Below are 14,618 nucleotides of genomic sequence, written 5' to 3'. Positions count from 1 at the left end.
AGTATAATTCACCTTGTAGATTATTTTGTGTACAACGATAAAAATGCTCTTCCCCGCATTTTTATCATCAGGGTGTATGATTAAGGGACTGACGTGTTAAGGAGTTTATCTTTATATGGATATCAATAACCTGATTTCCCAGTACGGCTACGCGGCGCTGGTCATTGGCAGCATGGCGGAAGGCGAAACCATCACTCTGCTCGGCGGCGTGGCGGCACATCAGGGATTATTGAAGTTCTGGCTGGTGGTTGTCTCGGTCGCCCTTGGCGGAATGATCGGCGACCAGTTGCTTTACTTACTTGGCAGACGCTTTGGCGGGCGCATTCTGCGGCGATTCTCGAGCCAGAAAAAGCGGATTCAGAAAGCCCAACGCATGATTCAGCGACGCCCTTATCTGTTTGTGATTGGCACCCGTTTTATGTACGGCTTTCGGGTTATCGGGCCGCTACTGATTGGCGCCAGCCGCCTGCCGCCAAAGGTCTTTCTGCCGCTGAATATTCTCGGCGCGATTATCTGGGCGTTAATTTTTACCACCCTCGGATATCTCGGCGGTGAAGCGATTGGCCCGTGGTTGCATCATCTGGATGCGCATCTGAAACACTGGATCTGGCTGATTCTGGTGGTCGTTCTGGTGGTTGCGGCGCACTGGTGGCTCAAGCGCCGCGAGGCGAAAAGGAAAGAGTGAAGACCAACCTAAAGTCTCAAAATCAACCCCTGATACACTTTCAGGAGTTGATTTTGGGTCAGTCTATTAATGTAGAAAGTCAGTGTTATAACTTTTCACGTTTTATCAATAAATCTTGCGTAATGCGTTGCCCCGTTTTGGTGATGCATAGTCCCCCCTGACAGGTGCAACGCAGTGTTGCTGGCATTTTCTGTCCGATGTCATACATTGAATGAATAGTTTCATCCAGTGGAATTATTGGGTTAAATCCCCACATCACCATATTCGCAGATAGTGCTGCATTACTGACCGAGCTGACGTTACGACTTATGCAAGGAATTTCAGTCAAGCCTCCTACCGGATCGCAAATAAGGCCGAGCATATTTTGCATCGCCATCGATGCAGCCTGAAAAGCTTGTTCGATGTTACCGCCTAATAGTTGAACAATACCGCCAGCCGCCATTGCGCTTGCTGACCCATTCTCAGCCTGGCAAGCAGCAACTTCGGCACCAAAAGAAGCGTTGTTTGAAATAAACGATCCAATTAAGCCACTGACCAGTAACCCTTTGATGATATCTTCTCTTGGTAAATTCAGGCTTTCACCAATAATGATGATACTAGCAGGAATGACGCCACTGGACCCTGCCGTTGGCGCGGCCACGACGATATTATGCGCACAGCTATTTTCCATGACTGAAATCGCAGCCAAAGCAGCATCATTTAATACCCCTGATGGTATTGAATTCGTGCTTTTAATAGCCTGTTTCATTTCCTGAGCTTTGTAGGGTAAAAAACCATACACAGGCGTTGAGGCCGGATCTGGCGCAATCGTTGACTGTTTCATCACATCATAGGTATGTTCCGCCAGCTGCCATATCTCTTCTTCGGTTGTTTTACCAATCGAAACCTCATAGTCCAGGGCAATCTCCCACATCGATTTCCCTGTTGCTTTTGCGTAGGATAATGCGCCTTCAGCATTAGAAAAAAGTACCGTCGGTTTTTTTTTCATTACAACCGGCATAATTGCAGGGGCATATTTCACCCATAGCACATCAGGTTGCTTATCAAACGCCAGTACTTTTTCTTTTGTTTCCCTATCGAAACCCGACACCGCATACAACACGTTGTCATTTTTCATCGATTTCTTTACTGAAACATCTAATTTATTAAATACATCAACCAAATGGGTGGCATTAGCCAGGGAACAACAAATAAAAATCTGTTCCTGAGTACCATCGATAAAAACAGGAAAACCATTTAACTCTACAATCTCAAACATCCCGCCGCCGGTTGAAAATGTTAAAACGGAAAGTTCGATTTCATCATTTTCATTATAGACATTAATCAATGCCTCATTCGGATGTCGTGATGAGAGTTTTTGCTTAGAGAACCATATGTTCTTGCCCGTACTTTTAGCAATTTCTACCGCATCTTTGACTTGCGCATTGTCTGTTTTAAAACCAAGCAATCCGCCGGTAAATCCGAAGTTTGAACCTTGCCCAATATAAGTTTCAGGATAAGAACCGCTTTCATCAAAAATAATATTTGCTTTATTTATCTCTCGTCCAAACAATAAACGAGATTCTAAACCTATCCTTGCACAACCCGCTGAATGTGAGCTGGAAGGGCCGCACATAATCGGCCCCAACACATCATTGAAAATACTATGAACCATCATACAGCCTCATTATTACGGTTTTTTGCTAAATAGATACGGATAAATTTTACGACCATCAGGACAACAATCAGCGAACCAACATATCCACTCATGATATAAACTGCATTGATAATGACATCAAATGGCATTGCAATGGCACCAAGTAGTGCAATGAGAGAAACACCCCAAACGATAGCTTTATGTTTCTTCGTGCCTTCCTCAGAGAATTTAATCGCAATAATATGAAGCAATGGCGTTGAAATGGTATAGATAGCAAAGAATATTAATGCGCCAAATGCAATACCAAGCGGGGCCCAAATTTCTTTCGCAAGGAAGAAATTGATAATTTGTTTATTTGCTACTTGTTCAATGTTAGAGGTGATGGCGTAAGAAGCAACCACATCAAGCAGTGCATAGATAATCAAACCAATACTTTGACCAATCACCAATGGTTTAAAATCAAACTTCGTGGCTAAATCTGCAGAGAATGCGGCCAGAAACAGCACCATCAAACCAACTAAAGATATACCAGAAAGGAACCAGTTTGGTGCGACCTTTAATAGTTCAAATTCATTCGCCTCGATACGAACCGCATTTATATCAATGTTGCTCCCGTTCATAACCAGTGTTGCGATACTCACAATAACCACAAAGGCAGTTAAGAACGGCATAATTATACCCAGAGATTTAAGGATAGAATTTAAACCGATAGTAACAGTCCCGGCGGTGATAACCGCAGTAATAATTGCACCGATGATTAGAGGTAAACCATATTGCTCAAATAATATTGAGCCACCGGCGGCGATCTCTGCAATAAACATGGTAAAACAGAATAGCAGCGAAAACCATTCGATCACTTTACCAATAATCGGCCCACAGAAGAATGTAAATACCTCAGTTCCTTTACTACAACCGCCATATTTACCTGCGTAAATGAATCCTATATTGACAAAAATAATCACCAGACTGAACACAATCCCGACGCCAACAGCGTGATGGCCGAATGGGACAAAAAACTGAATTGTTTCCTGGCCGCTCATAAAACCGCCGCCGATTAGATAGCCCAGGCTAGAGGCAACGAAAATATAGACCTGGCTTAAAAATAGTTTATTCACACATCCTCCTCGATCAGATTTGAAAATCCTTAAACCCCATGAACATCACCATTATTAAAAAATATAATTATTTTTTCATAATCATGAAAATAAGCTATCATGAACATCCTCCCTCATCACGTGGTTTTTTCCATTATTATGATTTTAAATTCACAATTGTGAATTTGATCTGATTTTTAAGAGTACGAATCAGTACTAAGGAAGGAAGAGAGATCAGAGCTCAACCGGGTTACAAAATCAAACTAACACATTGAAAATAATATTAAATTAACCATACAATCAATCCATTCGAAGATCACAGGAGTGTTTTGTACATTATTAGAGGTGAGAGTAAGCGATGAGATCGCCCATGAGTGACACTCTATGAATCCCATCATCATCTCCGCTGGGGCCCGTAAAACCTACACCAGATTTGAGGGCAGGTTTACTGACAAACGCGTTGATTCAAAATGTGATTTATTCAACACCGTATCGCTTGTATTATACTCCCTGGGCGCGGTTAGTTTTCGAGATAACCTCTATCAGATCAGTGAATTACAGCAAGGTGTAACGAGCCAATGAATGAAGATTTTTCGAATTGTAATGTCGGACAAAGAATAAAAGAAATCAGAAAACAACAAAGTAAGACATTACAACAGTTATCAGCTGAGAGCGGCTTATCTAGCGGTTATTTGAGTAACTTAGAGAGAAACGTGATCAGCCCGACAATCTATCAGTTGCAAAAGGTATGTTTTGCCTTAAACGTGAACATCACCGATGTGCTAACCGTGCATGATACCCCTGTGAGCCCTGTGGTTCGGGCAGATGAAAGAGACGTGTTTTTTGCTGAGAAAGGAAAAGTAAAATACGAAATGCTCAGTCCTGGGGAAAATGACATCGAAGCCATCTGTATCACGGTGGAAAAAGGGATTACCTATGAACGCACTTCCTGGGGTCATGATTATGATGAAATAGCGATCATTACTCAGGGAAGCCTATGCATCGAAATGTTAGATCAAGAGTTTGTTATTAATGCTGGTGATACCATCTATATTAAGAAAAATACCTTGCATACCTTTAAAAATATTGGGGATTCTACCTGCGTCAGTTACTGGTTCTACAAGAAAAAATAGATAATCTGTGCCGATAAGAATGCAAAATGATCCCTACCTGGTGACTCCGTCGTGGTTACGTCTTTCGAGATTCTCAGATTAGCCCCAGAGCCTTTGTTGACTCCTGGACCGCAGAGATACGTCTCCCCGATAACCACCAACGCCACCGGGGAAACAGAGCTACTTCGCCGCCTGATGGTACCCGCCACCCAGCGCGGAAGTCAGTTGGATACTGGCATCAAGCCATTGACCGTGCAGTCGCAGAGCGGTGACACGCTCCTGCAGTGCAGGCAACTTCGCCAGGCTGACGCGTGAACCGGAGAGTATCCCGGCATTCATCCGCGCTTGCGCCAGAGCGACTATCCGCTGAGTATCTTTCTCTACCTGCTGTTGCTGCTGATTTTTTGCCATCAGCGTCTCAACCTGGCTGGCCGTTTTCGCTACCTGATTAACCGCATCAACCACCGCTTTATTATACTTCGCCACCGACAGGCTATTCTGCGCGCTGGCGATATCCAGATTCGCGTTTAGGCGACCGCTATCAAAAATAGGCAGCGTCAGACCGGCGGTCACGCCCATCTGCTGTGCGGAGTGGCGGAACAGATCGCTGAGGTGCAGCGCATCCTGTTGCAGGAAAGCCATCAGGTTGATATCCGGATAAAACGCCGCTTTGGCGGCATCGATTTCGCTCAGCGAAGCTTCGATATACCAGTGCGCAACCTGTAAATCCGGACGCCGCGCCAGCAGCTCGTAGCCTAGCTCCGTTGGCATCTGCGCGCTAACAGCAGGCAGTTCGGTCGGATGCAGGTTTAGCGCCTGACTCTGGTTGTTGGTCAGCGCCATCAGCCGGGCCTCAATCTCTTTCATGTTGCCCGCAACATCCGCGAGCTGCTGATCGGTTTTGCTGACGTTAATATCACTCTCCGCCCCTTCGGCCGAGTTGGTGATCCCACGCTGATACAGCGCCGTATCCACGGTCACGATATTATTCTGCTCACTCTTCACCTGGGTCAGCACGTTGTTAATGGCGGCTTCGGTTTGCCATTGCCAGTAAAGACGGGCGACGCTGCTAGCCAGCAGTTCGCGAGTCTGCGCCTCTTCAGCAACCTGAGCTTTAACTTCACCGATGCGTGCTTTTAGCAAAGCGCGATTTTTACCCCATAGATCCAGATCCCAACCCGCCGTCAGGCCAAAGGTTCCGTTGGTATACCACGGCCCGGTGTTGCCATCAGTATCGGTAGCAAACGGTCCCATCAGGCCTTCAGAGGACATTTTTTGCCGTTCAACGTCGGCGGAAAAATCCAGACTCGGCCCCAGGTTAGACTGCGACATCCGCGCCTGCGCTTCCGCCAGCCTGATACGCTGTTCAGCAATCTGCATATCCGGAGCGTTGGCTAACGCGCGCTGAATCAGGCTATTGAGCTGCGGGTCGTGGTAATCCTGCCACCAGTTGCTCTGCGGCCAGCCGTTTTTTACGGCTGCGGGCAGTTCCATTGAGACGTGGGATGCCGGGGTTTGCTGCTGCACCGGATTGCTAATATCGTGCGATGGCGCACAGCCAGCCAGCGCGATAGCCAATGGCAGGCTGGCCAGGACGCGTTTGCTCAAGTTCAGGTTCATGAAATCGGTCTGATGACTAAATAAGGTTGGATATAATAAGCTAATTGCATAAGTACCGTTTAGTAAAGCGTGTGCCGAAACTATTAGCAGGCTAAAAATAAACCATACCCAAAATAATTCGAGTTGTATGAAAGGTATATTCACGGAGTGAAAATGAGTCAGAACATCTATGACGATCCCGCTTTTTTTGCCGGATACGCCACCCTCGATCGCTCGGTAAAAGGGCTGGAAGGCGCACCTGAGTGGCCAACCATTCAGCAAATGCTTCCGCCATTATCGGGATTACGCGTTGTTGACCTCGGCTGCGGCTACGGCTGGTTTTGCCGCTGGGCCCGCGAGCAGGGTGCAACACAGGTAGAAGGACTGGATATCTCCAGCCGGATGCTCGATCGCGCCCGCGAAATGACCGATGGCGAAGGCATTCGCTATCGCTGCGAAGATCTACAGACCCTCGCCCTGCCCGCCAATAGCTGCGAGCTGGTTTATAGCTCGCTGGCGCTACACTATCTGCCTGACGTCGCGCCGCTGTTCACCACCGTTTACCAGGCATTGACGCCCGGCGGTACGCTGCTGTTTTCCGCCGAACATCCTATTTACACCGCCCCGCTGCGTCAGGGCTGGCAGGAAGATGAGAACGGACAGAAAAGCTGGCCGGTGAGCCACTATCAGCAGGAAGGCGAGCGTATCAGCAACTGGTTTGCCGATGGCGTCAAAAAGCAGCACCGTAAGCTTTCCAGTTGGATAAACCTGCTGGTCGCCGCCGGTTTTGTTATTGAGCATCTGGATGAGTGGGGGCCGACGGCGGAGCAAATTGCCGCCCAGCCCGCGCTGGATGAAGAAAAAGAGCGACCGATGATTTTTCTGTTGCGCGCGCGCAAACCGGGATAATAAGCAAAATGGCCCGGAGGTTATCCGGGCCATGAAGATAATGTAAGCTATCGTGCACGCATTTTTGTCAGGTGGCGGCTAGCGCCTTACCTGACCTACGCGCCCCCCAGCTATTACTCTTTTAAGCTGCCGCCGTTAGTGGCAATCACTTCTTTATACCAGTTGAAGCTTTTCTTGCGGCTGCGCGCCAGGGTGCCGTTGCCCTGGTCATCACGATCGACGTAGATAAAACCGTAGCGCTTGGACATCTCCGCCTTCGACGCGCTCACCAGGTCGATTGGCCCCCAGCTGGTGTAGCCCATTAACTCAACGCCATCTTCAATCGCCTCGCGCGCCTGGACCAGGTGATCGTTGAGGTAGCTGATGCGATAGTCATCGTTGATGCTGCCATCAGCTTCGACTTTATCCTTCGCGCCCAGGCCGTTTTCCACGATAAACAGCGGCTTCTGATAGCGATCCCACAGTACGTTCAGCAGCGTACGCAAGCCGAGCGGGTCAATCTGCCAGCCCCACTCCGAGCTTGCCAGGTGCGGGTTCGGCACCATGCTGAGAATATTACCGCGCGCTTTTTTGTTCAGCTCTTCATCGGCGGTAACGCAGCCGGTCATATAGTAGCTAAAGGAGATGAAATCGACGGTCTCTTTCAGGGCTTCGCGATCGGCATCGGTGATCTCAATGTTAATGCCGTTATCGCGGAAATAGCGCAGCATATAGCCCGGATAAGCGCCGCGGCACTGTACATCACCAAAGAACTGCCAGCTGCGGTTTTGCTGCAGGGTTTCAAAAATATCTTCCGGTTTGCAGCTGAGCGGGTACATCAGGCCGCCGAGCAGCATGTTGCCGATTTTGCCTTCCGCGACGATCTCATGGCAGGCCTTCGTCGCCAGCGCGCTCGCCACCAGTTGATGGTGAATGGCCTGATAAACTTCGGCCTTGCTGCTGTCGGACGGCAGGCCGACCCCGGTCATCGGTGCGTGCAGGGACATATTGATTTCGTTGAAGGTTAGCCACAGCTTGACCTTCGCCTGATAGCGCGCAAACACCGTACGGGCATAGCGTTCAAAGAAACCAATGACCTTGCGGTTGCCCCAACCGCCGTAATTTTTCACCAGCGCCCAAGGCATCTCGTAGTGCGACAAGGTCACCAGCGGCGTGATGTTGTGCTTCGCCATTTCATCAAACAGCTTATCGTAATAGGCCAGTCCCGCTTCGTTTGGCTGAGCATCATCGCCGTTAGGGAAAATACGCGTCCAGGCAATCGATACGCGCAGGCAGTTAAAGCCCATTTCAGCAAACAGGCTGATATCTTCCGGGTAACGATGGTAGAAATCGATGGCGACATCTTTAATACTGCTATCGCCCGGTACGCGTTCCACAACCTCACTAAAAATACCGCCGTTTGGCTGGATATCAGAAGTCGACAGTCCTTTGCCATCCTCCTGATAAGCGCCTTCGACCTGATTTGCCGCGGTCGCACCGCCCCATAAAAACGCCTGTGGGAATGTCTTCATTGATCTCTCTCCTGTGATTAATGGCTTACGGACAACAGCGGCTGACCGGCATCCACCGTGCTGGCGGAGACAATATCGAGAGCACGATAATCGTCGCTGTTGCTGATAATAATGGGCGTTGCCAGGTCATAACCGGCATCCAGAATCGCCTGGCGGTCAAACTCCAGCAGCAGATCGCCCGCTTTCACTTTGTCGCCCTCTTTAACATGAGCAGTAAACGGCGCGCCATCGAGCTTCACGGTATCGATGCCGACGTGGATAAGCAGTTCGATACCGCTATCGCTTAGCAGGCCGATGGCATGTTTGGTTTGAAAAATTGAGGCAACTTCACCTGAGAACGGGGCGATAACCTTGCCCACGGACGGAATAATCGCTACGCCCTGCCCGAGCAAACCGCTGGCGAAGGTGCTGTCAGGTACCTTGTCCAGCGCCAGTACGCTACCGGTCATCGGTGCCAAAATATCGTTTTCTGAGGCAGGGGCGACGACAACAGCAGTCTGCTCAGCGGTGCTGCGCGGCAGCCCGGCGATAAAGGTCAGTACGCAGGCGATAACCAGCGCCACCACCATACCGACCACACCGCCCCAGACGCTGGCGTCGACGCCGCCTGGCGGGATCATCAGCGCAGGTAAAAAGATATTGGGGAAGCCGAAAGAGTAGATGCTGGTATTAAAGAATGCGGTAATCGCGCCACCAATCGCCCCGGCCACGCAGCCAAAGATAAACGGACGGCGCAGCGGCAGCGTCAGACCATAAATCGCCGGCTCGGTGATACCAAAAATCCCGGCGGAAAAAGCAGAACCGGCCAGCACTTTCTGGCGAGTATCGCGAGTACGCAAGAAGATGCCCAATACTGCGCCGACCTGGCCCATCACCGCAGGCAGCACCATCGGCCCCATGGTATCGTGGCCCAGTACAGCCAGATTGTTAATCATCAGCGGTACCAGCCCCCAGTGCAGGCCAAAAATCACGCACACCTGCCACAGCGCGCCCAGCGCGGCACCCGCCAGCCACGGAGCGACGGCGTAGATTATCTGGTAACCCTGCGCCAGCAGTTGGCTTAGCCAGGTGGCTACCGGGCCGATCGCCAGGAAGGTCAGGGGAACAACCACGCCCAGGCAAATCGCCGGCGTGAAGAAGTTTTTCATGGCCGATGGCAGCAGCGCATTGCTTCTGCGCTCCAGCCAGCAGCTCACCCAAGAGGCGAGAATAATCGGGATCACCGACGAGCTGTAGTTAATAAACGTCACCGGAATACCAATAAAATGCTCGACCGATGCGCCCGGCGCCTGAGCGGCCTCAAAGGCCTGAATCATCAGCGGATGCGTTAGCGCGCCGCCAATCGCCATGGTGATAAACGGATTACCACCGAATTTCACCCCGGCGGTATAGCCGAGGAAAAGCGGGAAGAAGAAGAACAGCGCATCGCTGGCGGCAAACCAGATTTTATAGGTCGCATCACCAGTATTGAGCCAGCCGCAAACTACCGCCAGCGCCAGAAAACCTTTAAGCAAACCGGTGGCCGCCAGTACGCCGATAAACGGGGTGAAAATACCGGAAACGATATCGATAAGCTGGCCAAGTAGAGACGTTTTCTCGCCCTTTTCCGCGATCGGCTGACTCTCGTCCGTCAGGCCCGCTTCGCTACGCACCGCTTGCCAGACATCATGCACATGGTTACCAATGACCACCTGGAACTGGCCGCCGCTTTCCACCACCATAATGACGCCCGGATTAGCTTTTAGCCCTTCAGCATCCGCCTTTTTGCTATCTTTGAGCTTAAAACGCAGTCGTGTAGCGCAGTGAACCAGACTCACAATATTCTCTTTGCCGCCTACCCGGCTGAGAATATCCTGCGCGAGTGCTTTATATTCCATGCTGTTTTCCTTACTTCCGCTGCCCGCAGGCATCGTTAACTGAGTATTAAAAAATAAAAAAACCCGAGAACAACGCCGGGTTTGGCGTTGCGCTCAGGTTTTGCCTGCGTAATGCAGTAACAATCCAGTTTTAATGAAGGTGCTCAGAGCCAGGCCCGATAAGCGCTTAGCGTCCCTCTTTTCTCACCCGTTCAATATGAATGGCGAGAAACATAATTTCTTCCGTCGTTAGCGCCCGCTGATAGCTCTTTTGCAAATGCCGGGCAACGGTTTCCGCACACTTCCACGCCTTAGGGTAGTTATCCTTTACCGCGCTGTGCAGCGTCACATCGTCATCTTCAACCACCGTTCGCGTCAGCATCCGCTGGGCGAAAAACTTAAGATGCGTGACGAAGCGCTGATAGCTCAACGACTCTTCGTCGTAGTTGAGCGTCAGCTGATACTTCACCAGTTGCAGAATTTCCTGCATCACCCGGGTAACGTGCATCACCTCCGGCATTTCGCTGTTAAGCTGCGCCGTGACCAGATGCAGGGCGATAAACCCGGCTTCATCTTCGGCAAGCTCAACCCCGAGCCGTTTGGCGATAATCGCCCGCGCTTCCTGCCCTAACTCAAATTCCTTCGGATACAGCCGCTTAATTTCCCACAGCAGGACATTACGAATCGCCATGCCGTTCTTTTGCCGCTCAATCGCAAAGTGGCAGTGATCGGTCAGGGTAATGTACAAACTGTCCTGTAACTTACCGAGACGACCGCGCGCCAGATCGATAATCCGATCGCAGGTGGTCATCACTTCTAACGGTATCTGACTGAGTAATTCGCCTAAACGGCCAACCAGTTCATCGCTCTGCAGCGCGAAGACCTTTTCAATTTTACTTTCATCAAGAGAGTCACCAACGCGTTTTTGAAAGGCAAGTCCTCGGCCCATGACCACCTGTTCGCGCTGCTGCTCATCTACAACCACCACTACATTATTATTAAGTACTTTGGCGATTTGCATATGAACCCCAAAAACAAAAAAACCTGACCCCGACAGATGCCAGGAAATCAGGTTTTGCCTGCCGGAGCAGTAACAATCAGGGCTGAGTATTTCACTGTCCGCTGGGTAATCTCAATGGGACAAGCAGAAAAATGTGATGCAGGTCAGATAGTTTAACTACGCCAGTCGTTAATTGTGCGTGCAATGCTCTTTGAATCCTGCAGAGCGCGTACTGCGCTAAAAAGCTCAGAGGCTTCCAGGTATTCTTTGCGCAAATAACCCAACCATTGTTTGATACGCGCAACGTGATAAAGGCCGGTGTCACCCTGTTTTTCCAGGTGAGCGTATTTTTTCAGTAGCCCGACCACTTCAGGCCATGGCATGCGCGGTTCGTTATATTTGATCACCCGGCTTAAATTCGGCACGTTCAGCGCGCCGCGGCCAATCATCACTGAGTCGCAGCCGGTCACGGCCATGCAATCCTGAGCGCTCTGCCAGTCCCAGATCTCGCCGTTGGCGACCACCGGGATGGTCAGGCGCTGACGAATTTCGCCGATGGCCTGCCAGTTGATGCGCTCCGCTTTATAACCGTCCTCTTTGGTGCGCCCGTGAACCACCAGCTCGCTGGCCCCCGCCTGCTGAACCGCATCGGCGATTTCAAATTGCCGCTCGCCGCTATCCCAACCAAGACGTACTTTGACCGTCACCGGTAGATGATCCGGCACAGCCTCGCGCATCGCCTTCGCGCCGCGATAGATAAGTTCGGGGTCTTTGAGCAACGTCGCCCCGCCGCCGCTACCGTTGACCAGCTTTGACGGACAGCCACAGTTAAGATCGACGCCCCAGGAGCCAAGCTCGACCGCGCGGGCAGCGTTTTCCGCCAGCCATTGCGGATACTGCCCGAGCAACTGAATGCGCACGCGAGTACCGGACGGCGTCAGGCTATTGTTGTGCAATTCCGGACACAACTTATAGAACGATTTTACCGGCAGGAGCTGATCCACCACGCGCAAAAATTCGGTGATGCAGAGATCGTAATCATTCACTTCTGTCAGCAGCTCGCGTACCAGCGAATCGAGCACACCTTCCATCGGCGCCAGTAATACACGCATATTGTTTATCATTGCCCGGAAAAAAAGAGGCGCTATGGTAGCGCCTCCCGGGCCGGGTTGAAAGGGGCTGTGTCGGTTTTCCCGGAGGCGATGCTGCGCATCTGTCCGGGCTACCGGCCCGCAGACGACGGTGAACCCGTAGCCCGGGCAGGCGCCTGGCGCCGCCCCCGGGGAGAGAATCAGAAGCCGCGTTGGGCCTGTCCAGGCAACCCAACTCGCAGACCGCACCGCCCGGAAAATGCACAGCCGGTTAACGTGCTTCCAGGCAGTTATCCTCTTTCCAGCCGTACAGCCACTCGATACCGCGATAAAACTCACTCTGGGTTTTACCTTTCCACAGCAGGTTGCGCACCTGGCGCTCGACCCCGGCCGCATGATAAACCCGCCCCATTTCGCGGGTTGACCAGACGATACGCGCGGTGCGCGGAATGCGAACAGATTCATAAAGCGCAAACGCGCGGGCCGCATCGCCGTCGCACTGCGCCAGCGCTTTGCCCAGCGTCACCGCATCTTCCAGCGCCATGCAGGCCCCCTGGGCCATATACTGCGCTACCGGGTGGGCGGCATCGCCGACTAACGTAATGCGATCGTTACCCCATTTATCTACTGGCTCACGATCGGCAGTGGACCAGCGTCGCCAGGAGGTTGGCTTATCCAGCATCTGCCGGGGGCGCGGATGGATACCTTTGAAATATGAAAGCACCTCTTCCTTGCTGCCGTCACGCACGCCCCACTCTTCTTTTTCGCGGCTGTGGAAGGTTACCACCAGGTTGTACTGCTTGCCGCCGCGCAGCGGGTAATGCACAAGGTGGCAGTGCGGCCCGGCCCACAGCACCGGGGCGTTAATACGTAAATCTTCCGGCATATCGGCAGCGTCAACCACCGCGCGATAAACCACGTGGCCGGTCACTCTTGGCGCATCGCCGAGCAGGCTCTGACGCACCACTGACTTTCCACCGTCGCAGCCGATCAGCACATCGGCCGTCCAGCTGTTGCCTTTATCATCGAAAACCGTCACGTCATTGGCGGTCTGACGAATATCCACCACCTGCGTGGAGGTGCGATATTCCACGCTGGGATGGGTCAGCACCGCTTCCCAGACGGTGGCGTGGATGTCCACCCGATGGATCACCGCATAGGGGCCGCCGAAGTGGTCGCGGAAGGCCTGCCCGGTCTCAATGCACACAACCTCTTCACCGTTTACTGCGTCCATCATGGTGATGTGATCGGTAAATACCGCACGTTGACGGGCGATTTGGCCAACACCCAGGCTGTCCAACGCCGAGAACGCATTTGGGCCAAGCTGGATCCCCGCGCCGATTTCGCCAATTTCATGGGCCTTTTCTAATAGCATCACCTTGATGCCCTGGCGTGCCAGAGAGAGCGCCGTTGCCGCCCCGCCAATGCCGCCGCCGACAATAATTGCTCGCATCACTTTTGCCATGTTGCCTCCTAAGCCGGGATCTTATCTTGTTGGTTTTCCGGCGCGGCGGCGATAAACGCCGGCAGCCGGGTACAGGCGTCATAGACCGCCTGGCAGCGTGGGTAGTGGCTCAGGTCGCAGCCCATTCGCAAAGCGTTAGCCCACTGCGGCACCAGGCAGCAGTCGGCCAGCGTTGGCGTATCACCCACGCAGAAATTGCCGGATTTGGCGTGGCGCAACAGCTGCTCCACGGCGCTAAATCCCTGTTGGATCCAGTGCGCATACCAGCGTTTTTTATCTTCTTCACTCACCTTCAGCTCGTCGCCAAGGTAGCGCAAAACGCGCATGTTATTAATCGGGTGGATATCGCAGGCGATGGCATAAACAATCTCCAGCACCCGCATGCGTGCGGTATCCTCCTGCGGCAGCAGCAGCGGCTGCGGATAGTGACGGTCAAGCCAATCCGCAATCGCCAGCGACTGACCGAGAGATTCACCCTCGTCGGTGGTAAGCGTTGGCACCAGGCCAACAGGATTCAGCCGCCGATACTCCAGCGCATTCTGCTGACCGATGCGGATGTTGACCCCCACGCTCTGGTAGTCAATGCCCTTCAGCGCCAGCGCAATCCGCACGCGATATGACGCCGAGCTATTAAAAAAACTGTACAGCTTCATCATTCAC

Annotated in this window: 11 protein-coding genes and 1 pseudogene; 3 read left to right on the top strand and 9 right to left on the bottom strand. The window is 51.8% G+C overall.

Going from position 1 to position 14,618, the window contains the following annotated elements; genetic code table 11:
• Positions 1 to 115: 115 nt before the first annotated feature.
• The gene (locus tag ACMYSL_RS09640) at positions 116 to 685 is read left to right on the top strand and encodes a DedA family protein (RefSeq protein ID WP_434662409.1); all 570 of its coding nucleotides are present in this window, start codon (positions 116 to 118) and stop codon (positions 683 to 685) included.
• An 85-nt stretch (positions 686 to 770) separates the two neighbouring features.
• On the opposite strand, the gene sdaAA is transcribed toward ACMYSL_RS09640, so the two are convergent.
• Together sdaAA and ACMYSL_RS09630 are read right to left on the bottom strand one after the other, a co-directional pair.
• Positions 771 to 2,342: an L-serine ammonia-lyase, iron-sulfur-dependent, subunit alpha gene (sdaAA, locus tag ACMYSL_RS09635; protein WP_434662407.1), complete on the bottom strand. Its 1,572-nt coding sequence runs from the start codon at positions 2,340 to 2,342 to the stop codon at positions 771 to 773.
• Positions 2,339 to 3,436 carry a YkvI family membrane protein gene (locus tag ACMYSL_RS09630; RefSeq protein WP_434662404.1) on the bottom strand — a complete coding sequence of 366 codons (1,098 nt, stop codon included), beginning with the start codon at positions 3,434 to 3,436 and terminating at the stop codon, positions 2,339 to 2,341. The genes sdaAA and ACMYSL_RS09630 overlap by 4 nt, the downstream gene beginning before the upstream one ends.
• A 557-nt stretch (positions 3,437 to 3,993) precedes the next feature.
• Between ACMYSL_RS09630 and ACMYSL_RS09625 the strand changes: the two genes are divergently transcribed.
• On the top strand, positions 3,994 to 4,548 hold the full coding sequence (locus ACMYSL_RS09625; RefSeq protein ID WP_182239937.1) for a helix-turn-helix domain-containing protein: 555 nt from the start codon (positions 3,994 to 3,996) through the stop codon (positions 4,546 to 4,548).
• Positions 4,549 to 4,707: 159 nt separating this feature from the next.
• Here ACMYSL_RS09625 and mdtQ read toward each other — a convergent pair whose 3' ends face one another.
• Positions 4,708 to 6,147: a multidrug resistance outer membrane protein MdtQ gene (gene mdtQ / locus ACMYSL_RS09620; protein ID WP_182239939.1), complete on the bottom strand. Its 1,440-nt coding sequence runs from the start codon at positions 6,145 to 6,147 to the stop codon at positions 4,708 to 4,710.
• A gap of 153 nt (positions 6,148 to 6,300) precedes the next feature.
• Here mdtQ and ACMYSL_RS09615 point away from each other — a divergent pair, with 153 nt between their 5' ends.
• Complete coding sequence (locus ACMYSL_RS09615; protein WP_434662401.1) at positions 6,301 to 7,035, top strand: class I SAM-dependent methyltransferase; 735 nt, start codon at positions 6,301 to 6,303, stop codon at positions 7,033 to 7,035.
• A gap of 113 nt (positions 7,036 to 7,148) precedes the next feature.
• Here ACMYSL_RS09615 and ACMYSL_RS09610 read toward each other — a convergent pair whose 3' ends face one another.
• The 6 genes and pseudogenes from ACMYSL_RS09610 to maiA all read right to left on the bottom strand — a co-directional run bounded on the left by ACMYSL_RS09610 (position 7,149) and on the right by maiA (position 14,611).
• Positions 7,149 to 8,546: a glycoside hydrolase family 1 protein gene (locus tag ACMYSL_RS09610; protein WP_182207372.1), complete on the bottom strand. Its 1,398-nt coding sequence runs from the start codon at positions 8,544 to 8,546 to the stop codon at positions 7,149 to 7,151.
• 17 nt (positions 8,547 to 8,563) lie between these two features.
• Positions 8,564 to 10,536 (bottom strand): annotated as a pseudogene (gene bglF, locus ACMYSL_RS09605) (PTS beta-glucoside transporter subunit IIABC).
• 53 nt (positions 10,537 to 10,589) lie between these two features.
• On the bottom strand, positions 10,590 to 11,423 hold the full coding sequence (bglG, locus tag ACMYSL_RS09600; RefSeq protein WP_110272412.1) for a transcriptional antiterminator BglG: 834 nt from the start codon (positions 11,421 to 11,423) through the stop codon (positions 10,590 to 10,592).
• 152 nt (positions 11,424 to 11,575) lie between these two features.
• A complete protein-coding gene (gene dusC, locus ACMYSL_RS09595; protein ID WP_434662398.1) occupies positions 11,576 to 12,514 on the bottom strand; it encodes a tRNA dihydrouridine(16) synthase DusC in 939 nt (312 codons plus the stop codon).
• A gap of 250 nt (positions 12,515 to 12,764) precedes the next feature.
• Positions 12,765 to 13,958: a 3-hydroxybenzoate 6-monooxygenase gene (locus tag ACMYSL_RS09590; protein WP_434662395.1), complete on the bottom strand. Its 1,194-nt coding sequence runs from the start codon at positions 13,956 to 13,958 to the stop codon at positions 12,765 to 12,767.
• Positions 13,959 to 13,966: 8 nt separating this feature from the next.
• Positions 13,967 to 14,611: a maleylacetoacetate isomerase gene (gene maiA / locus ACMYSL_RS09585; protein WP_182207654.1), complete on the bottom strand. Its 645-nt coding sequence runs from the start codon at positions 14,609 to 14,611 to the stop codon at positions 13,967 to 13,969.
• Positions 14,612 to 14,618 lie beyond the last annotated feature (7 nt).

It is taken from the genome of Klebsiella sp. MISC125 (genome assembly GCF_051131775.1).
Taxonomy (GTDB): Bacteria; Pseudomonadota; Gammaproteobacteria; order Enterobacterales; family Enterobacteriaceae; genus Klebsiella.
Note: the sequence above shows the minus strand (reverse complement) of the source record. Positions and strands in the feature narration are given on the sequence as shown.